The organism is Prosthecobacter sp., assembly GCF_044222565.1.
Classification (GTDB): Bacteria; Verrucomicrobiota; Verrucomicrobiia; order Verrucomicrobiales; family Verrucomicrobiaceae; genus Prosthecobacter.
Genome location: NZ_JBGANA010000004.1, coordinates 442,833 through 463,532 on the forward strand (window position 1 = coordinate 442,833; position 20,700 = coordinate 463,532).

Consider the following 20,700-nt stretch of genomic DNA (forward strand, 5'->3'; position numbering starts at 1 on the left):
AACGAGCCGTCATTTCGGCAGGAAGATTGCTGTGCAAGTGGGGGAAATGAATTCAATTTCGCGGACGTTCACTGAATCCACATGACACGACGCACCTTTCTCACTTCTGCCGCTGCGTTTGCGGCTGCGCTGCCTGCATCGGGAGCCTTGCGGGGGAAGAAGATGGGGATTGTGATTCATTCGTACTGGAAGCGCTGGCAGGGGAAGTACTCGAGCATGAAGTTTCCGCCGTTTGAGCATGCGCTGGATGTGCTTGATCATGTGCGTGATCTTGGGGTGGGATCCCTGCAGACGATGGTGGGCGGGTGGACGAGCGAGTTTGCACAGAAGGTGCGCGCGACGTGCGAGTCCTACATCATCAAGCTGGAGGGGAGCATCACGCTGCCGAAGAATGAGAACGATGTGGGGCGTTTCGAGCAGGAGGTGCGCATCGCCAAGGAGGCGGGGGCCACGATCTTCCGCTCTGCGACGGGCGGGCGGCGCTATGAACTGTTTTCCAGCCTGGAGGAGTTCAGGCACTGGAAGGACGGTGCGGTCAAGTCCATGCAGCTGGCCGAGCCCGTGGCGAAGAGGCAGCGGGTGAAGATCGGCATTGAGAATCACAAGGATTTGCATGCGGCGGAACTTGCGGAGGTGCTGGGCCGGCTGGGCAGTCCGCACATAGGCGCGTGTGTGGATACCGGGAACAGCATCGCCTTGCTGGAAGATCCGATGACGGTAGTGGAAACGCTGGCGCCTTTTGCGGTGACCACGCACATCAAGGACATGGCGGTGCAAGAGACGCCCACGGGCTTTCTGCTTGCCGAGGTACCGCTGGGGGAGGGCATCCTGGACCTGCCGCGCATGTTTGCGCTGTTTGAGAAGTACAATCCAGGGATCGGCTACCACCTGGAAATGATCACGCGAGATCCGCTGGACATACCTTGTCTGAAACCGGGATACTGGGCCACTTTCCCCGACAAACCGGGCACGGAACTGGCGCGCACGCTGAAGATGGTGCGTGAGCACAATGCGGCGAAGCTGCCAAAGACCAGCGGCCTCAAGCTGGAGGAGGCGCTGGAACTGGAGGAGGGGAACATTGTGAAATGCATGCACCAGGCGGGTGAGAAACTGGGCTTCATGCCATCGCTGAAGCCCAAACCCGCGCCGAAGAAGGAGGAGCATTGATGCATGGACGGTTGAGGAATCCGCCAGCGCATCCATGATGGGCAGTCCGTGCCCGAACTTCTTCCCACCGCCGATTCCACACCCATTCACGACGCCAAGATGGCGTTGCAGAAGTATTTTGGCTTTCGCGAGTTTCTGGACGGGCAGGAAACGGTGATGGCCAGCATCCTGAGCGGGCGCGATACGATGGTGATCATGCCCACGGGTGGCGGCAAATCTCTGTGCTACCAGCTTCCGGCGATGGTGATGGAGGGCGTGACCGTGGTGGTGAGCCCGCTCATCGCCCTGATGAAGGATCAGGTGGATGCGCTGGAGCGGCGCGGCATTCCGGCCACGCTGATCAACAGCTCTCTTTCGCTCAGCGAGCAGCAGGCGCGCATCGATGCGCTGCGGCGGGGTGAGTACAAGCTGGTATATGTGGCGCCGGAGCGCTTTCGCAGCCGCATGTTTACCAATGCGCTGCGGCAGGTGCAGATCGCGCTGTTTGCGGTGGATGAGGCGCACTGCCTATCACAATGGGGTCATGATTTTCGCCCGGACTACATGCGGCTGGGCGAGGCACTGGCACAGCTGGACCGGCCGCAGGTGGTGGCGCTGACGGCTACGGCCACGCCTGAAGTGCGGGGGGACATTTTGCAGACGCTGGCGCTGAGAGACCCCTTTGTCACGATTCGCGGTTTTGAGCGGCCGAACCTGAGCCTGAACATTGCACAGACAAAGTCGAACGCGGAGAAGTATGAGCGGCTGCGGAAGATCATCACGCAGTTCAAGACCGGCATCGTGTACTGCTCCACGCGGAAACGGGTGGAGGAGGTGGGCGAGGAACTGAGGTCATGGAAGCTCAAGGTCATCGAGTACCACGGCGGACTGGATGACAAGGAACGTGAGTCGCGGCAGACAAAGTTCATCACGAAGAAGGCGGACGTGGCGGTGGCGACGAATGCCTTTGGCATGGGCATCGACCGCTCGGACGTGCGGTTTGTCGTTCACTTCGACGTTCCGGGCAGCGTGGAGGCCTACTATCAGGAGGCAGGGCGTGCGGGACGTGACGGCGAGCCTTCCCAGTGCGATCTGTTTTTCAATTTTGCCGACACCAAGACGCAGGAGTTTTTCATCGATGGAAACAATCCGAGCGTGGACGTCATCCGCGGGGTGTACCAGACGCTGCTGAATGCGGCGGATTCGAACCACGAGGTGCAGGCGTCGATTGACGAAATCACGGAGCGCTCGGGTGCGAAGAACAGCATGGCGATTGGCTCTGCGCTGAGCCATCTGGTGCGAAATGACTACATTGAACGGTTCGACATTCCCGGGAAGCGTGTCCGTGGGACGCGGCTGCTGCAGCCGAATGTGCTGACGCGTGATTTGAAATTCGATGTGGAGGCGCTGCGCGAGAAGGACCGCCGTGACCGCTCGAAGCTCAAGGCGATGATCGACCTCTGCTATGACGACAAGGCCTGCCGGCAGGAGCAGATTCTGCGTTACTTTGGCGAGAGCGAAAGCACGCCCTGCGGCAGCTGTGATGTGTGCCGGGCGGAGGGTGTGGAAGCACCGCGCGAGGGGACGCAGGAGGAGGTAACGATGCTGCGTCAGGCGCTCAGCGGCATCGCGCGCATGTCCACCAAACATGCCGATGGCACGTGGGAGGGGCGCTTTGGCAAAGGGCGCATCATCCAGATGCTGGTGGGCAGCAAGTCCAAGGAGATCGTGGATGCAGGGCATGATCAGCTCACGACCTACGGGCTGCTCAAGCATGTGGGCACCCAGGCGCTGCATCCACTGTTTGCGGAGCTGGAAAAGATGGGTCTCATCGAGACCAGCAGCGGAGAGTTTCCGAAAGTGACGCTGACTGCACGCGGCGCCGATGTGATGAAGAAGGGGCTGAACGTCAGGATGCGATGGCCTTCCATGCATGCGCCGGCGGCAAAGCCAAAGGGCAAGACAGCGATGAACGAAGAGCTGGCGGCGCGTGAACTCGGTTTCGACGATGCGTTGTTTGAAAAACTCAAGCGCCACCGCACGACGCTGGCCGAGTCTGAAGGAGTGCCGCCTTACATTATATTCAGCAACCAGACGCTGGAATTCATGACACGGCTGAAGCCGAAGACGATTGAGGCTGGAATGAAGATCCGCGGTGTGGGAGAGAAGAAGGCGAAGGAATATCTGCCGGACTTCATTCAGATCATCAAGAAGCATGGATGATTGGCTCCGCCGCTGATGTGTAAAGACACTATTTATCCTTCATTGTAGAATTCACTTGGTTCTGACAATAAACAACGAGGCATCAATGCATTAGCTGGGCGGGTCGAATAGAGAACTTACAAGCACCTGACAAATTACTTACCGCATCATGATTATTTAACCTAACTTGGCGCTTGTGTGTAGTAAGCATGTACTTAGCTTGTCTGCATGAAGTCTGCTCAAGGAATATTCTCATTCGTTTCATGGAAAGCGGTAATAGCCTCTTTCATGGCGGCCATGGTCGGCGAAGCTGCCGGGCAGCTGCCGTTTCAATCCTCACAGTGGGTCCCAAGCCAGCCCCAGTCGACGCAGGCGGTACTTACGGAGATCACTTTTGACCAGTACAGCCCCGGGGCTTACAGCAGTGCTGTTTCGGAGTCCTTTTATAATTCCGCTGCCAATCCGAATGGACCGGCGCCAACGAATTATTCCAGCATCGGGGGGCCGGGTCTGGTGGGTATTGGCGCGGCTTCAGGCTTCGGTTCGGGGCCTTCGGCTTTGTTCACTGGTTTCGCGGACAATGGAAGTCCCGATGTCCTCACCTTGTATTCAACAATCGTCACGACGAGCTTTGCTCGTTATTTGGATGGCCTAAGCTTTGATGTCTATTCGGGAGAACTTCCTGGAGGATTGCATGGTCCCACCTCCTTCTATGTGCAGATATCCAGGGACGACGCTTTTTCGGTCTATTGGCAGAGCGAACTGGTTCAGCTGACGCCGGGCACGGCCAATGCCATTCATTGGGATATCACCAATCCAGATGGAAACGACTCCAATGGCGACGGATTTTTCGTCATGAGTCCATTACCTTCATCATCGCCGGACACGGATTGGAGAAGCATCAGTTTTGAACCTTGGTACAGCTCCGCCCACGTGGATGTCCGGATCATTGCGAGCGGCGCCAACAGCACTCTGACGGGTCTGGGACTGGACAATATTCAGATCACCGGGGTGGTGGTGCCGGAGCCCTCCTCGTGCCTGCTGCTTGCCTTGGGTTTGTTCGTCATCGGCGGACGTTCGCGCCCCCGCCGGGCATGAATTTCCGCACGGGCTCCAGACGTTCGGAAGAGTGAAGGTCAGGGCCTCAGCTCCACAGCCTTGTAGCAGCGGTGTTCGAGGAGGGAGGGCAGCATGCCTTTGACCTCCGGGCGCATGAGGTACGAGTGTGTGTACCAATAGATCGGAATGATCGGCGCTTCATTGAGCAGCAGGGTTTCTGCCTCGTTCAGGTAGTGCAGGCGTCTGGCCACATCGCCTTCCTGAAAGCTTTGATGGATCAGCTCATCGTAGCGTTTGCTGCCCCAGCCGGTGTTGTTGTTGCCATCGCCCGTCTGCCAGCAGCCGAGGAAGGTGGAGGGATCAAGGTAGTCTCCCACCCAGGCATAGCGGGCCACCTGATAGTCGAGCTTGCGCTGGGATTCGATGTAAACGCCCCAGTCCTGGTTCAGCACTCCTGCGGGTATTTTGAGATGCTCCTTCCACATGGCCTGCACAGCTTCTGCCAGCGCGCGGTGGGCGGGGCTTGTATTGATGAGGATGTCAAAAGGCGGAAAGCCCTGGCCGTCTGGAAAGCCTGCCTCAGCCAGGAGTTTGCGCGCCTCGGCGGGATCAAAGCGCATGATGTCCGGCACCTGGTAGCTGGCGTTGCAGCCGGGCGGTGTGAGGCCGGTGGCTGGTTTTTGTCCGGCGCGGAGGATGTTGCGCGTGATGCTCTCGCGGTCGATGGCGAGAGCGAGCGCACGGCGCACCAGCGGATTGTCGAATGGTTTCCGGGTGGTGTTAAGGCGATACATGTACACGCTGAGCAGCGGATCATTGTGGTAGCTGGGCGACTTGCCTTTCTCGTAGGCGGGTATTTTTGAGAGGGGCATCGTCAGCGTCACGTGGAGCTGGCCGTCGGCAAAGGCGCGCTCTTCGGTGGTGTCATTGGAGATGGGAAGGAAGACGATGCCGTTGAGTTTCACGGTGGCGGCGTCCCAGTAGTGCGGATTGCGCTCCACTTCGAGAGCCTGGTTCACATCCCAGCGCTTGAGCTTGAAGGCGCCGTTGCAGACCATGTTGCCAGGGCGGGTCCACCGGGTGTTGCGGTCGGTCATGCTGCCAAATTTTTCGATTGCCTGCTTCGGCATGGGGAACCATGCGTAGTGCTTGATCATGCTGGGCAGGTAGGGCGCGGGACCCTTGAGTGTGATCTGCAGCGTGAGCGGATCGAGGGCCTTGACGCCGACTTGTGAAAAGTCGGTGATTTTGCCGGTGTGGTACTCCTCCGCATTTAGGATAGGGTAGAGCATGCCGGCGTAGTCCGCGCCGAGCTTTGCGGTGAGAATGCGCTGGTAGGAGTAAACAAAGTCGGCGGCGGTCAGAGGTGCGCCATCGCTCCATTTTCCCTGAGGCTGTAGCTTGAAGGTCCAGACTGTAAAGTTTTCCTGCGTCCAGGAAACGGCCGCACCGGGTGCATCTCCATCCGGGTTTCCCGGGGCCGGAGAGATAAGGCCCTCAAAGAGCGCATGAAAAATCATGTGCTCCGGCTGACCGCTGGCCAGTTGTGGATCGAGCGTGGCGGGTTCCGTGCCATTGCCAAGCAAAAGGATGCCGGCACGATTGGCCGCCTCCACCCGGGTGGGTCTGCTGGTGCGGAGGTGATGAAAAAACGCGATGCCGCCCAGGCAGGCGGCGAGAATGGCAGCACGAAGAATCCAGCGCATGCCATCACATGACACGAAACGCGCCACTCGTGCAACGAGGCATCAACAAAACGGCCCCGCCAGTCAATTGGCGGGGCCGAACGGGGGCATGCTCTCACATCAAGGGTTCCACGCTACTACCTGTGGTATCCATGATGGTGGTGGCTGTAGCCGCCGTAACCATAGTTCGGCCGGCAGCCGGCGCTGCCGACACCCAACCCAACACCCAGATTGATGCGGGGTGGCTGCACATACACAGGCCTCGGCGTCACGTAACCGCTGGAGTAACCGCCCGCATAACCTGCGGCGAGGCCTGGGGTGATCCATTGGTAGATGGGGCGGCCGTAGGCATCAAGGGTGGCAGCCTGATAGACGGCGATGATGGGTGTGCCATTGGGGTTGTAACCCACGATGCGGGTCTCGCCGGGATAGTCGGCCCGAGCACTGGTGGGAGCTGCGAAACCAAAAACTGCGGCTGCAGCGAGGACTGAGAAGAGTGTTTTCATTGGAGAGTGGAATTTGTATCCGCACTCTCTGACGTGGCTGCTTCACGACTATTCAGCCCGCCTGAAACTTTTTTTCAATCTACTGCTGGGACATCGATTTGGGATCAAAGGCATCCCGCAGTCCATCTCCCAGAAGGTTCAGCGACATGAGGGTGGCTGAGAAAAAGATGCCGGGATACATCAGCAGCCAGGGATAGCTTTCCATGGAGTTGGCGCCTTCCTGGATCAGTACGCCCCAGCTGGCATCCGGCGGCTGAATGCCGAGACCGAGAAAGCTCAGCGCAGCCTCCAGCAGCATGACGCCCGGCACGGTAAGGCTGGCGTAGACGATGACCGGGCCAGAGACGTTTGGCAGCAGGTGCTTCCAGACAATGTGCCAGAAGCCCGCACCTGAGGCCCGCGCTGCCGTGACGAATTCAAGGTTCTTCAGCGCCAGGACCTGACCACGCACCACACGGGCCATGGTCAGCCATTCCACTGCGCCGATGGCGAGAAAAATCAGCCAGAACTTTCGCCCGACGATTGCCATGAGGAGGATGACGAAATTCACAAAAGGGAAGGCATAAAGAATGTCCACGATTCGCATCATCGCCGCGTCCGTGCGGCCGCCTGCAAGACCTGAGATCAAACCATAGAGGACACCAATGATCACCGCGACGGCCGTGGCCAGCAGGCCCACTTCCAGAGACACACGTCCGCCGTAAAGGATGCGTGTGAGCATGTCCCTTCCCAGCGGGTCTGTGCCCAGCCAGTGAGAAATGCTGAAGTCCGCGGCCTTCAGCTCCAGATCCTGGTGCGACTGATCGTATGGCGACAGTTCCGGACCGATGAAGCACAGGAGAAACAACGCGATGAGGAAGCTCAAAGCCAGCGCGTTCATGCGGTTCCGCATGAGCCGCCGCCACGCTGCCCGCATTGGAGAAAGTCCCTGGCTCGTCGCTGTGCTCATGCGTGAAGCCGGATGCGCGGGTTGAGAATGGCCTGCAGGATGTCCACCAGCAGATTGAACGTGACGATGAGGGCCGCGAAAAAAGTGGAGAGGCCGATGGCGAGCGGGATGTCCTTGTTGATCGCCGCAGAGACAAAGAACTGGCCCAGCCCCGGCAGTTGAAACACGGTCTCCACGATGAATGAACCCGTGAGAAGACCTGCTGCGGCGGGCCCGAGGAAATTGAGGACGGGCAGGCTGGCGAGTTTCAGCGCATGGAGGAACACGACGGAGAACTCGCTGGCTCCTTTGGCCCGTGCGGTGCGGATGAATTCCTGCGCCAGCGTTTCACGGAGGCTGCCACGGGTGAGCCGTGCGATGTAGCCGCTGTAGATGATCCCCAGGGTGAAAGCCGGCAGCACCCAGTCCGAAGGGTCAAACCAACCCGAGGCATTGAACCAGCGCAGGTGCAGGCCAAAGAGCGTGGCCAGGAGCGGCCCGAGCACCATGCTGGGGGCGAGGATGCTCAGGGTGGCTGCGAGGGTGCTGGCACGGTCCCCGAAGGTGTTCGGACGCAGCGCCGCCACCGCTCCCAGCGGTACACCGAACCCAAGCGCTATCAGCAGCGCGGCACAGCCCACCTTTGCTGAGACCGGAAAACCGGAGACGATGATCTCATCCACGCCCCGTCCTTTGTAATGCCAGGACTCAGGCAGGTTCAGCGTGGCGTAGTGTTTAAACTGCAGGCCCAGCTGCACGATCCATGGTTTGTTCAGACCATAGTATTCCTCCTGCGCTTTCTGCGCCTCCTTGCTGACGGCGCGCTCGCTCCGCACCAAGCCGCCTGGAACCTGCGATGACAGTGCAAACGTGAGCGTGATCACCGCAAAGATCACGATGATGCCCTGCACGATGCGGCTGACGATGAAGCGGATCATTTCGACTTCTCGTAAAGATCGCTGATGTCCGCTGCGGCGAGTTCGATCAGGTAGGTCGCTATTTTGGCGCCCAGCGCATTGAAGTACTGTTTGCCTTTCTCCGCGGTGCTGTGCTGGGGATCTCCGGAGCCGGTGTCGTTGGTGGCCTTTGTCCAGGCACGCTGCGCCCAGGCCCATTTTTCATTGATGGCGTTCAGCTTCCAGCGGTTGTCGGTGCCCGGACCCCATTCGGATTTCGGCAGCACCAGATGCGGGTGAAAGTGCAGCATGAGGCTGGTCTCGCGCTCGTCGGCGTGATCGCCCACGATGTCGAAGATGTCATCTCCCTTCACGGCCTGAAACCAGGACACGGTGGAGAGAAACATCTTTGGGTGGCGGGCCTGCAGCTCGCGGAGCATCTGGCGGAAGTCATTGCCGCCATGGCCATTGAGGATGACGAATTTCATCACGCCCACGCCTTCCAGGCTGCTGATCACGTCCTCCAGCACCATGAACTGGGTGCTGGGCTTCATGTTGATGCAGAAGGGGATGTCGAGCTGGCCCGTCTGCACCCCGAAGGGCATGTTGGGCAGGATGGCCACTTTGGCCCCCGCCTCCCAGGCGATGCGGCCTGCCTCGGCCGCGATGGCGTCATTTTGCAAAGAGTCCGTGGCGTAGGGCAGGTGCCAGTTGTGCGCCTCCGTGGCACCCCATGGCAGCACGGCGGCCTCGTAGCGCGTGGCGTGCACGTGTTTCCAGTTCGTTTCAGCAATGATCCAGGGTCTCGGGCTCATGGGGTGCATGTAAAAGAGGCGGGCGCTGGATGCAACGTCCGACAAACTCGGTCTTTAGTGCCGTTTCTTTTCACCCCCATGCTTCGTCCGCTGCTTTTCCTTTCCCTCACAGCTTTTTCCGCCGCTGCGGATATTTCCTTTTCCCGGCAGGTCGCGCCGGTGCTGCTCGACCAATGCGTGGAGTGCCACCGGGCAGGCAAGGCCAAGGGCAGCTATCGCCTGGACAGCATTGAACTGATGCTCAAGGCGGGCGACAGCGGCACCGCGCCGGTGGTGCCGGGCAGGCCGGATGAGAGCGAGCTGTATCGACTCATCGCCACGGTTGAGGCCGATGACCGCATGCCCAAGAAGGCCGATCCACTTCCCGAAAAGGAGGTGAAGCTGGTCCGCGACTGGATCGCGAACGGTGCCAAACTGGACGTGACGGATAAGAAAGCGCCGCTGCGCGCCATCGTTCCGGAGCCGGAGAAGTCCCTGGCTCCTGCGAGGTATCCGCGACCGCTGCCTGTCACCGCAATGGTGCTGAACCCTGCCGGAGACACGCTGGCATGCAGCGGCTATTTTGAAGTCACGCTGTGGGATGCAGCATCAGGAAAGCTCAAATCGCGCATCGACGGCATGCCGGAACGCATTCTGGCACTGGCCTGGGTGGCCGCAGATAAGCTGGCCGTCGCGGGTGGTGTTCCCGGGCGCTCCGGCGAAGTCTGGATGGTGAATCCCGCCAAGCCGGCGGAGCGCAGGCGGCTGGTGAGCTCGCGAGACTGCGTGCTGGCCATGGCTGCCAGTCCTGATGGCAGGCTTCTGGCCTGTGGTGGCGCGGACAATCAGGTGCGCTGCTTTGAGCTGCCCTCTGGCAAACTGAAGTGGCAGATCGAGCCGCATGCAGACTGGATCATGGGCATGGCCTTTTCCCCTGACAGCCAGCACATCGCCACGGCCAGCCGAGATCGCACCGCCAGACGGATTGATGCCGCCAATGGAGAGATCGTGGCCACTTTCACACAGCACGACTGTGCGGTGATGAGTGTGGCCTTTACCCCGGACAGCAAGGAAGTCATCACGGGGGACATCCAGGGAGAGATCCGCCGCTGGAATGCGAATGGCGAGGGCAAAAAGGACTCCACGCTGCGTCCCGGCGGCCGCACCGAGGTGCTGGCAGTCGGCTTTCTCGATGCCACAACGCCTCTTGCCGCCCTTGGAAATGGGGCCGTGGTTTCCGTCGATACCAAGACTCGGAGTGCGCGGGACAAGATCACCCGCTATGAAGACCGGGTAAATGTTCTCCTGTTCCAGCGCACTGACGGCGGCACCCGCATCATCTCCGGCTGTCACGATGGCAGGGTGCGCGTGAGCGAGGTGGGAAAGACGGAGCCGGTCTTGCAATTCATGGCTTCGCCGGGATGGTGATGCGCCATGTTTGACGCCTTTGAATCACGCACTGACCCGCTTGCCAGCCGCCTGGTGTTTCTGCAGAGAGTGCTGAAGTCCGCCCTGCTGGCTTTCGTTGTGTCCGGCCTGGCTCTAGGGGTGGGGGTGTTGGGCTACCATTACATTGCCAGGTTCACATGGATCGACAGCCTTCTGAACGCATCCATGATTTTGGGCGGCATGGGGCCGATGGGCGACCTGCCATCAGACTCGGCTAAAATCTTTGCGTCTTTCTATGCTTTGTTCAGCGGCCTGGTGTTCATTTCCGTCATGGGCATCGTCCTGGCCCCGGCGGCTCACCGTGCGCTCCACTTGTTTCATTTAGATGAAGAAGATGATGAAAAGGAGGACCGGAAATCATGAAAACGGAACGAGTCGTCATTGTCGGTGCCAGCAATAATCCAGAGCGCTACAGCCATCGTGCCCTGCTGCTGCTGCGGAAATATGGCCATGAGGTCGTGCCCGTGCATCCCGCGCTGGCGGAGATCGAGGGCGTCCCCGTCGTGGCAGACCTGCGCGGCATCTCCGGCCCGGTGGACACCGTGACGATGTATGTCGGAGAGGCCATCTCGAAGGGGCTGCAGGAGAAGCTGATCGCACTGAAACCACGGCGAATCATTTTTAATCCTGGCGCGGAAAATGCGCCTCTGGCCGCCGCTTTGCAAAAAGCCGGAATCGCCTGCGAGGAAGCGTGCACTTTGGTGCTGTTGAAAACGGGGCAGTTTTGAACACCGCCCTCTGCCTGGAGGTCTCAGGCATCAACCCCATGTTAGAGATTCACAAATATCGCATCTATGAACGCAGCCGGTTGCGCGCCCAAGGCATGACGGATGACGAGATCGAAAAAGTGCTGCACCTGCCCTTCAAGCCTGCCTTTATCAATGGCAAACGCCGTGAACGGGAGTCTGACGGTGAGAATCAGATGCCCACAGGCCAGTTCGCCTTCCGCAGGTCGCGCTGAAGCAGCGGCCTTGCCCGCCCGCCACGACCTGCTAGCATCGCGGCACCCACCGCATGCCCGCGAACCGCTTCTACACTTCCTTTGACATCGAAACGCTCGAGCCGCGACCCGCGCATGCCGGCGAGTATCGGAGTCCGTTTCAGATCGACCGTGACCGCATCATCCATAGCAGCGCGTTCCGCCGTCTGCAGAACAAGACCCAGGTGTTCCTGTCCGGGGAGTATGATTTCTACCGCACGCGCCTGACGCACAGCATTGAGGTGGCGCAGATCGGGCGCAGCATCTGCGGCTGGCTCACGCAGCAAAGCCAGTTTCTCGAAGATGAATGCTTCATCGATTCGGATCTTGTCGAAAGCGCCTGCCTCAGCCACGATCTCGGGCATCCGCCCTTCGGGCATTCAGGCGAGCGCACGCTGCACCGGCTGATGGCGCCCTATGGTGGATTTGAGGGAAATGCGCAGACGCTGCGCATCCTCACCCAGACGCTCTTCAGTGAGGGCCGCAATGGAATGAACCCCACTCGCGCGCTGCTGGATGGTGTGCTGAAGTACAAGACGCTGTGGTCCGAGGACAAGCAGGCGAAAAATCACTTCCTCTACGACGAGCAGGAGCGCTGGCTCGATTTCACCCTCGGCGGCCAGGCCTTTCCCGTGGAGCTTACGCCTGGAAAGTCGCGCAATGGCTTCCGCAGCATCGAGTGCCAGATCATGGACTGGGCGGACGACACCGCCTACTCGCTCAATGACATTGCGGACGGCATCCACGCCGGATTCATCAATGTGCAGCGTCTGGAGCGCTGGGCAGGGGAGCAGGATCTTTCGGAGGCGGACCAGGCAGACGTGGAGTTTCTCTGCAAAGCCGTGCGTGAAAACCGCGTGGAAGGCCGCCTGAACCGCCTCATCGGCGAATGCATCCGGGCGACGAAACTGGTGACGGCGGCAAATTTCCTCAGCCAAAGCACGCGGCGGCATCAGCATGCGCTGGAGATTGATCCCGTGCTTCGCCGGCGGGCTGACCTGCACAAAAAGATCGCTCTGGAGCTGGTCTTTTTAAGTCCGCAGCTGCAGCAGCTGGACCACAAGGCGGACTTCATTCTGACGCGTTTGTTTGGAGTGCTGCAGGAGCGATACATCGACAGTGTGCAGCCCAGGGGATTGCATCTGATGCCTGCGGCGATTGAAAAGGAGATCCAGGCTGCCCCAGACGCGCCAGCACGCGCGCGACTGGTGTGCGACTGGATCGCGAACATGACGGACCATTTCGCCTTCCGCACCTACCGGCGCCTTTTTGACGCGGACTTTGGGTCGATCACGGATTTTGTGTGATCAAAGCGAAGGAAGGAGAGGGATCATCCTGATCCCTCATCCTTCCTTGCGAAGCACTCACAGCTGCGCAATGCGGCGGCAGACTTCCTCCACATTGGCGCGGCTGTTGAAGGCGCTGATGCGGAAGTAGCCTTCGCCGGCGCTGCCGAAGCCGCTGCCGGGGGTGATGACGACGTTGGCTTCGTTGAGCATCTTGTCGAACATCTGCCAGCTGGTGAGGCCGTTCGGGCAGCCGACCCAGACGTAGGGGGCGTTCACGCCGCCGAAGACCTGGAGGCCGGCCTTTTTGCAGGCCTCGACGAGCAGGGCGGCATTGCCCATGTAGTGCTCGATGAGCGCCTTGACCTGGGCCTTGCCTTCGGGGGAGTAGATGGCCTCGGCGCCGCGCTGGACGATGTAGCTGGTGCCGTTGAACTTGGTGCTATGGCGGCGGCTCCAGAGGGGATGGATGGCCTGTTTGCCGCCAGCCTTGGTCTTGCCCATGAGGCCCTTCGGAATGATGACGATGCCGCAGCGCACACCGGTGAAGCCACCGTTCTTGGAGAAGCTGCGGAACTCGATGGCGCAGTCGCGCGCGCCTTCGAGTTCATAGATTGAGCGCGGCAGTTCTGGATCGCGGATGAAGGCTTCGTAAGCGGCGTCGTAGAGGATGGTGGTGCCGTTGGCCAGGGCGTATTTTACCCAGGCTTCGAGCTGCGCACGGGTAGCGACGGCGCCTGTGGGGTTGTTCGGGTAGCAGAGGTAGGCCAGGTCCACGGGCTCGTTCGGGATCTCGGGCACGAAGCCGTTGGCCGGCGTGCATTTGAGGTAGTGCAGGCCTGCGTAGGCGCCGCTTTCGTCGGCATCGCCGGTGTTGCCAGCCATGACGTTGGTGTCCACGTACACGGGGTACACGGGGTCGGTGATGGCGATCTTGTTTCCGGCGCCGAAGATGTCGAGGATGTTGCCGGTGTCGCACTTGCTGCCGTCCGAGATGAAAATTTCGTCGGCTTCCACCTGGATGCCGCGGGCCTTGAAGTCGTGCTCGGCGATGGCGTTGCGCAGGAAGTCGTAGCCCTGCTCCGGGCCGTAGCCGCGGAAGGTGCTGCGGTCGCCCATTTCATCCACAGCCTTGTGCATCGCGTTGCGCACGGCCTCTGGCAGAGCTTCGGTCACGTCGCCGATGCCGCAGCGGATGAGGCGCTTTGCGGCCTCAGTGTTGGCCTCGGTGAAGGCCTTCACCCGGCGCGCGATTTCAGGGAAGAGGTAACCGGCTTTGAGCTTGTTGTAGTTTTCGTTGATGTAGGCCATGGCTGGAAAGGGGGGAAGGGGGCGGGCAGTGTGGCGAGAGCTCGCAGGGATGCAAGAGAGTCAAACTCGTGACGCGGTGGTGAATAAGTATTTACAATTCTTACATTTGCGAATTCATATCATGGTTGAGATTCAAAATTGTCGAATCCCTCCATTTTCATGAAGAATAACGCATTCTCGCTAAGCCTTTGCTTATGGGCAGCCTGCCTGATCAGCAACTGCGCGTACCACGAGATTGCCGTGCAGAAAAAGGAGATCAGCGCGCCTTCGAAGCCCTTTGGCACCGGGGGCAGGATGGTCAGCTACAACAAGCCTCAGCTCTGGAACAAGCGCCTCCTGACCTGGCGACTGGACACCGCCGCCGCCCCCTTGCCGAAGCGCCTGGTGGAGGCGGACCTGCTGCGCGAGATCGATCAAAGCTTCAAAAGCTGGGAGGCCGCCGGGGTCTTCACCTTTGCGCAGGCCCGGGTCGGCGAGCCGTCAGACATCGTGATCAGCTTTAGCGCTCCTCCCGGCCGCACGTGGGACGGTCAGCTCGGCAGCATGGGCCATGCAGCTTTTCCGTGGAGCTCTGACCGGGGGCACATCTACCTGGACCCTTCCGAATGGTGGAGCACCGGGTCCTTTGCCCTGATCGGCGATCCCATCACAAGATGGCTGCCGCATGAAATCGGTCACGTCCTTGGCCTGCAGCATTCCCGTGATGAAGGCCAGACCATGGCGGAGACTGGCCCTTACAGTCTGCCGGACAAGGCCAGTTTTAGCCAGCTGCGCCACCTCTACGCGCCGCTGACACCTGTTTTCACCTGGGTGCAGTGTGTCATGGATGTCTCGGGAGAAGCTGAATAAGCTCGGCCATGGCGGCGGCGGGTAAGAACCGGCCCCCTCGTGCCGTCCATTCTGCATGCAACGTCCGTTGATCGTCTGGCTGGCCCTGACCCTGTGCTCTTCCATCCCCGGCATTTCTGCTGAGGAGCTGAAGTTCCCCACGACTCCGCCTACCGAGCCGCAAAACGCCGCGAAGACCTTCCACGTCCTCGACGGGTTCCAGATGCAGCTCATTGCCGCCGAGCCCCTCGTCACCGATCCCGTTGCCATCACCTACGATGAGGACGGCCGCGCCTACGTGTGCGAGATGAACGACTACCCCTACACGGACAAGGAGCACCACAAGCACGCCCAGGAAAACCCCACCGATCAAGCCATCGGCAAAGTCCGCCTCCTCACTGACACCGATGGCGACGGCATCTTCGACAAAGCCACCGTCTTCGCCGAAGGCCTCTCCTGGCCCACCGGCGCCGCCTGCTGGAAAGGCGGCATCTTCGTCACCGCCACCCCCGACGTCTGGTACCTCAAAGACACCAATGGCGACGGCGTGGCCGATGTGCGCCAAAAAGTCTTCACCGGCTTCAAAAAGCTCAACGTCCAGGCCGTGATGAACAACCCCATCTGGGGCCTCGACCACCGCATCTACATCGCCGGCGGCAGCAACGGCGGCGAAATTCAGCGCGCTCCCGGCAGCGAGTCCGTCATGCCGCTGCCCGCCGACTTCAAACCGCTCTCCATCAAACGCAACGACTTCAGCTTCGATCCCTCCACCGGAGATGTCCGCCTTGAAAGCGGCGGTGCCCGCTTCGGCAACACCTTCGACGACTGGGGCAACCGCTTCCTCTGCAACATCCGCAATCCCTGCCAGCACGTCGTCCTGCCCTATCGCTACCTCGCACGCAATCCCTACCTCGTCGTCCCCAGCGCCCTCAACGACTGCGCCGAGGCCGGCGATCAGCTTCCCGTCTATCGCACCAGTCCGCCCGAGCCCTGGCGCGAGTTCCGCGCCAAACGCTGGTTGCAGGAAGGCAGCACCCTCCCCAAGAGCGAACTCGTCGGGGCCGGCGTCGTCACTTCCTCCGCCGGCATCACCGTCTATCGTGGCGATGCCTATCCTCCCGAGTATCGCGACTTCGTCTTCGTCGCCGACGTCGCCGGCAATCTCTTCTACCGCATGAAGCTCGTCCCCGACGGCGTCACCTTCAAAGCCGTGCAGGTCGATGGAAACAAAAACTTCTGCACCAGCGACGACCTCTGGTCCCGCCCCGTCAACTTCGTCAACGCCCCCGACGGCTGCCTCCACGTCTGCGACATGTACCGCGAAGTCATCGAGCACCCCTGGAGCATCCCCGACGACATCCACTCAGCCGTCGATCTCCTCCGCGGCCGTGACAAAGGCCGCCTCTTCCGCCTTGCGCCGAAGTCATTCAAAACACGCGGCACGCCAAAGCTGAGCGCCGTCAGCACAGCTGAACTCGTCGCCCTGCTTGATCATCCGAATGCGTGGCACCGCGAAACCGCCCAACGCCTCCTGTTTGAGCGGCAGGACAAAGCGGCGGTGGAGCCGCTGCGACAGCTTGTGACGAAAGGCAGCACCCCCCCGGGGAAAATGGCAGCGCTATGGGTGCTGGAATCGCTGAACTTTTTCGGCTCATTCGATGTGAAACGGTTCGACGAAATTCAAGACTCGGGTAGCTACATGGCCGACGATAACACTCCGAAAGGCTGGACTCTTCTCGAAGGTCTCGGCTTCACCAAAGAAGGCCACGAGTTGCTAAAACAGGCCATCAAAGACGAAAATCCTTACGTTCGGAAAGAGGCGCTGCTGGTGCGTCCGCAGGCTTTGCTGGCACCGACCACTCTGAACGAACTCTATGAATTGCGGCCCGAAACCGCAGCTTTGCTTGGAGATCGAAATCCTGTTCCAGCCATTGAGGCAATCCGGCTTCACGTGCGTTTCCTCAGCCCGGCCTCCCTGGACGCAATTGGACGCCTATGCGTGATCCACCGCGACAATCCGCAAGTCCTTCAAGCCGCTCTCTTGGCGGTGGGCGACTTTCCCACACCGCCATTGCTTAAGGTCGTTTTCTCGCCCGAATTTGGCGATTCGAAAACGCTTCAGGACTTTGCTGGCGAATGCATGAAGATGATTGGGCGTCGCTGCAAGGATATCCCTGTCAATGACGCGCCGTTCCATGCCTGTCTCGCCCTTGTGCGTCGCGGTCCTATAGATGCGATTACGATGCGTTTGCTGGGGGACCTTGCAACTGAACTACGCAGATCGCGAACATCGCTTCAAAAAATAGTTTTTCACCATTTTCGCACTGATTCCGACCAAGAATGGCTGCAGCGCTTCGCTGAACGGGTGCGCAAGAGCATTGCCGATGAACAAACGCCTCCAATGCAGAGAATCAGCGCGATCACACTTTTGCCCGAAATCGGTGATTCGGCAGAAAATGCCCGCAAGGTGTTCCCTTCCTTGCTGTCGCCGAACAACAATCCGGAAATTATTACAGCCGCTCTTGAAGCACTAGGCTCTTACTGGGAGCCTGTTGTTGCTGATGTGATAATCGAAGCCTGGCCGACTTTGACGCCACCACTTCGAGAAAAAGCCGCCATTCAATTGCTCGAGCGTGTTGACCACGTGAGCAAGCTGCTGGATGCCATCGAAACCAAAGCCATCCCTGTTAACCAACTCAGTGCCGCGACCAAGGCAATGCTGGGAAGGCAAAAGCTGTCTTATCTGCAAGAACGTGTGTCCAAACTCATCGGCGATGGCGGATCCTCGAATCGCAAGGAAGTCATCACCAAATATGAGCCAGTGCTCTCCATGACCGGTAACCCCGCCAATGGCGCCAAAGTCTATGAAACCCTCTGCATGGTCTGCCACCGTCATCTCGATCGCGGCAACGACGTCGGCCCCAACCTCGGCACCATCAAAGCCTGGACCGCGGAACAAATCCTCACCAACGTCTTCGACCCCAACCGCGAAGTCTCACCCAACTTTGCGCTCTACATCGTCGAAACCAACGACGGCCGCACCCTCTCCGGCCTCATCACCAGCGAGACCGCCGGCAACCTCACCCTCAAACGCGCCGACGGCGGCACCGACACCGTGCTGCGCAGCGAAATCAAATCCCTCACCAGCCCCGGCATCTCCCTCATGCCCGAAGGTCTCGAAGCCGCCATCACTCCCCAGCAGATGGCGGACTTGATCGAATACCTGAAGAAGTAACAACAGAGCACTCCAGCAAAGCAGCGGTTTTGCCAGGAAGGCCTGGCACTTGATCGCTCCGGCGATGCTATCTCAGCAGATGGAGTCATCGCGGAATCGTTGCGAACCAGCTGGATCACTTTTCGCTGCTACTTTGCCTTCTTTCTCAACAAGACCGCAAACACGGCCACCAAAGCCCCCACTCCTCCTATGATGGCACCTACGATGGCTGCGCGTCCCACTCCTTTAAAAATCGACGAACGAGCGGCAGGCCCTTCCACTCGCGGATTGGCAGCCAGGACCATGTCTCTCCAGGCAGTCACCGACTGCTCGGCCCACTTGCGATCCGCCTCAGACTTGAGATCGGTGTTGGCATAGAGGTAAATCAGCCGTCCGTTCACGGGCACGATCATGCTGGCGGCCACCACCTTGCCTTTGACATTCTGGTCCCCTGATTTCGCCGCCACATTGAGCGCCATCGTGAAGCCAAGACTGGAGGGCGACTCATCGAAATAACCCAGCACCGCGACATCGCTCACGCTCAGGGCGGCGTCTGCACCCACCGCATCCTGCAGAGCCTTTTCCGCCTTGCCGGAGGCCTTGGCGAGTTCCTGGCGGATCGTGTCCTGCGCCTTGTCGAGCTCCGCTTTGGTCTGCTGCTTCATGTCCGCGAAGGTGCGGTCGCCGATCTCCATGCTTTCGATGGAGCGCAGCACCTGCGCATTGAAGCTGCGTCCTTCGTGGGCCGTGCTTTCTTTCGGCGGATCAAACCGTGCCAGATAGCGGTTCGAGGCGGGCAGGAGGTCGTTCACCAGGCGGTCTTTTCCGAGGTCTAGTCCATCCACGCGTTCAAAGCCCGCTGGCGCTGGGAGCTTGAGGGTTCGTCCGCCGACCACGACGTCCTCTCGCGTGCCGGGCTTCGCAGCGTCCTGCCCGTATGTATGATTCAGGCTGAAGCAGAGCAGGAGAGCAAGAGTGGCGTTAAGTCTCATGCCTGCAATGATTTCGCAGGAGCCTGTTGAAATCAACACAGGACACTGAAAAGGACGGAAGCACAAAACTCAGGCCACCACAGGCGCGATCACCTCTCCATAGACATCCGTGAGCCGGAAGTCGCGGCCTGCATACCTGTAGGTCAGCTCCTCGTGGTTGATGCCCAGCAGGTGCAGGATGGTGGCGTGCAGGTCATGGACGCTGGTGGGATGATCCTGCGCGGCAAAGCCAAACTCGTCCGTGCTGCCGTGCACCGTGCCGCCTTTCACACCGCCGCCGGCCATCCACACGCTGAAGCCGTAGTGATTGTGATCGCGCCCCAGCTTGGATTTCGCGCCGCTCATCTCCACGGTGGGGGTGCGGCCAAATTCTCCGCCCCAAATGATGAGAGTGTCCTCCAGCATTCCGCGCTGCTTCAAGTCTGCGATCAAGGCCGCGATGGGCTGGTCGATCTCCGCGGAGAGCTTGCGGTGGTTTGCCTCGATGTTGTCGTGATTGTCCCAGGGCTGGCCTGCCCCATGCCAGAGCTGCACCATGCGGACGCCACGTTCCAGCAGACGCCGTGCGATGAGCGTCTGCCGCCCATGCACGCCGTCGCCATACATCGCGCGGATGTGTTTTGGCTCCCGCGTCACATCAAAGGCATCCGCCGCCTCCATCTGCATGCGGTAGGCCAGTTCGAAGCTTTGGATGCGCGCCTCCAGCCGCGGATCATTTCGTTTCTGGCGATGCTCTTCGTTGATGCGGCGCATCATCTCCAGCTGGCGAAGCTGCACACGCGAGTCCGCATGCGGGCTGCGGATGTTTTCGATCAAACGGTCCACCTGCTGATGCTTCGAATCCACATAGGTGCCTTGATACGCGCCGGGAAGAAACGCCGCCTGCCAGTTCTCCGCGCTCTTGATCGGCATGCCGCCCGGACACATGGCGATGAAGCCCGGCAGGTTATCATTGGCACTGCCCAGCCCATACGTAAGCCATGCCCCCAGGCTGGGGCGCGCCTGAATTGAATCCCCGCAGTTCATGAGCATCAGCGAAGGCTCATGATTTGGCACCTGCGCCTGCATGGACCGGATCACCGCGATGTCATCGATGTGCGCCGCGGTTTTGGCAAACAGCTCGCTCACTTCGATGCCGCTTTGGCCATAGCGCTGAAACTTGAACGGTGACGGAAACGCCGCGCCCGTCTTTCGCTCCGTAATGCGGTGGCTGGGCACGGGCCTGCCCGCATAGCGTTCCAGGGCGGGCTTGGGATCAAACGTGTCTACATGCGAAGGCCCGCCATTCAGGAAGAAGTGGATCACCCGCTTTGCCTTCGGCGCGAAGTGCGGCCGCGGCGCTGCCATCAAGTCGCCAAGTCCCAGCATGGCCATCCCCATGCCGGAGCGGCTCAAAAATTCGCGGCGAGTGGGAAAGGCGCTCAT

18 protein-coding genes are annotated in these 20,700 nt (G+C 60.1%); 10 read left to right on the plus strand and 8 right to left on the minus strand.

Features of this window, described 5'->3' with window-relative positions; translation table 11 throughout:
• Window positions 1–81: 81 nt before the first annotated feature.
• From ACILSR_RS08440 to ACILSR_RS08450, 3 genes are all read left to right on the plus strand, one after another.
• On the plus strand, window positions 82–1,167 hold the full coding sequence (locus ACILSR_RS08440; RefSeq protein ID WP_395749308.1) for a sugar phosphate isomerase/epimerase family protein: 1,086 nt from the start codon (window positions 82–84) through the stop codon (window positions 1,165–1,167).
• Window positions 1,168–1,215: 48 nt separating this feature from the next.
• Window positions 1,216–3,369, plus strand: coding sequence for a RecQ family ATP-dependent DNA helicase (locus ACILSR_RS08445; protein ID WP_395749309.1), 2,154 nt, complete (start codon window positions 1,216–1,218; stop codon window positions 3,367–3,369).
• Window positions 3,370–3,576: 207 nt separating this feature from the next.
• Entirely contained in the window at window positions 3,577–4,446 is an 870-nt protein-coding gene (locus ACILSR_RS08450) for a PEP-CTERM sorting domain-containing protein (RefSeq protein WP_395749310.1), read from the plus strand.
• Window positions 4,447–4,484: 38 nt separating this feature from the next.
• Here the strand turns inward: ACILSR_RS08450 and ACILSR_RS08455 are convergent, their stop codons facing one another.
• From ACILSR_RS08455 to ACILSR_RS08475, 5 genes are all read right to left on the minus strand, one after another.
• Entirely contained in the window at window positions 4,485–6,113 is a 1,629-nt protein-coding gene (locus tag ACILSR_RS08455; protein WP_395749311.1) for a peptide ABC transporter substrate-binding protein, read from the minus strand.
• A 116-nt stretch (window positions 6,114–6,229) separates the two neighbouring features.
• On the minus strand, window positions 6,230–6,598 hold the full coding sequence (locus ACILSR_RS08460) for a hypothetical protein (protein ID WP_395749312.1): 369 nt from the start codon (window positions 6,596–6,598) through the stop codon (window positions 6,230–6,232).
• A gap of 79 nt (window positions 6,599–6,677) precedes the next feature.
• Entirely contained in the window at window positions 6,678–7,547 is an 870-nt protein-coding gene (locus ACILSR_RS08465; protein WP_395749313.1) for an ABC transporter permease, read from the minus strand.
• Window positions 7,544–8,464, minus strand: coding sequence for an ABC transporter permease (locus ACILSR_RS08470; RefSeq protein ID WP_395749314.1), 921 nt, complete (start codon window positions 8,462–8,464; stop codon window positions 7,544–7,546). The genes ACILSR_RS08465 and ACILSR_RS08470 overlap by 4 nt, the downstream gene beginning before the upstream one ends.
• A complete protein-coding gene (locus ACILSR_RS08475) occupies window positions 8,461–9,237 on the minus strand; it encodes a creatininase family protein (protein WP_395749315.1) in 777 nt (258 codons plus the stop codon). Before ACILSR_RS08475 ends, ACILSR_RS08470 begins: the two co-directional genes overlap by 4 nt.
• Before the next feature lie 78 nt (window positions 9,238–9,315).
• Between ACILSR_RS08475 and ACILSR_RS08480 the strand changes: the two genes are divergently transcribed.
• Genes ACILSR_RS08480 through dgt form a run of 5 tightly spaced genes read left to right on the plus strand, consistent with a single transcriptional unit; the run spans window position 9,316 to window position 12,951 of the window.
• Window positions 9,316–10,644, plus strand: coding sequence for a c-type cytochrome domain-containing protein (locus ACILSR_RS08480; protein WP_395749316.1), 1,329 nt, complete (start codon window positions 9,316–9,318; stop codon window positions 10,642–10,644).
• A 6-nt stretch (window positions 10,645–10,650) separates the two neighbouring features.
• A complete protein-coding gene (locus ACILSR_RS08485) occupies window positions 10,651–11,028 on the plus strand; it encodes a hypothetical protein (protein WP_395749317.1) in 378 nt (125 codons plus the stop codon).
• Window positions 11,025–11,393, plus strand: a complete 369-nt coding sequence (locus ACILSR_RS08490) for a CoA-binding protein (RefSeq protein ID WP_395749318.1) — start codon at window positions 11,025–11,027, stop codon at window positions 11,391–11,393. The genes ACILSR_RS08485 and ACILSR_RS08490 overlap by 4 nt, the downstream gene beginning before the upstream one ends.
• A gap of 38 nt (window positions 11,394–11,431) precedes the next feature.
• The gene (locus ACILSR_RS08495; protein ID WP_395749319.1) at window positions 11,432–11,626 is read left to right on the plus strand and encodes a hypothetical protein; all 195 of its coding nucleotides are present in this window, start codon (window positions 11,432–11,434) and stop codon (window positions 11,624–11,626) included.
• 53 nt (window positions 11,627–11,679) lie between these two features.
• Entirely contained in the window at window positions 11,680–12,951 is a 1,272-nt protein-coding gene (dgt, locus tag ACILSR_RS08500) for a dGTP triphosphohydrolase (protein ID WP_395749320.1), read from the plus strand.
• Window positions 12,952–13,008: 57 nt separating this feature from the next.
• On the opposite strand, the gene ACILSR_RS08505 is transcribed toward dgt, so the two are convergent.
• Entirely contained in the window at window positions 13,009–14,241 is a 1,233-nt protein-coding gene (locus tag ACILSR_RS08505) for an LL-diaminopimelate aminotransferase (protein ID WP_395749321.1), read from the minus strand.
• A 159-nt stretch (window positions 14,242–14,400) separates the two neighbouring features.
• Between ACILSR_RS08505 and ACILSR_RS08510 the strand changes: the two genes are divergently transcribed.
• On the plus strand, window positions 14,401–15,090 hold the full coding sequence (locus tag ACILSR_RS08510) for a matrixin family metalloprotease (RefSeq protein WP_395749322.1): 690 nt from the start codon (window positions 14,401–14,403) through the stop codon (window positions 15,088–15,090).
• A 55-nt stretch (window positions 15,091–15,145) separates the two neighbouring features.
• Window positions 15,146–18,304 carry a PVC-type heme-binding CxxCH protein gene (locus ACILSR_RS08515; protein WP_395749323.1) on the plus strand — a complete coding sequence of 1,053 codons (3,159 nt, stop codon included), beginning with the start codon at window positions 15,146–15,148 and terminating at the stop codon, window positions 18,302–18,304.
• Between the two features lie 128 nt (window positions 18,305–18,432).
• On the opposite strand, the gene ACILSR_RS08520 is transcribed toward ACILSR_RS08515, so the two are convergent.
• Window positions 18,433–19,275: a hypothetical protein gene (locus tag ACILSR_RS08520; protein ID WP_395749324.1), complete on the minus strand. Its 843-nt coding sequence runs from the start codon at window positions 19,273–19,275 to the stop codon at window positions 18,433–18,435.
• 69 nt (window positions 19,276–19,344) lie between these two features.
• Window positions 19,345–20,700, minus strand: coding sequence for a DUF1501 domain-containing protein (locus ACILSR_RS08525; RefSeq protein ID WP_395749325.1), 1,356 nt, complete (start codon window positions 20,698–20,700; stop codon window positions 19,345–19,347).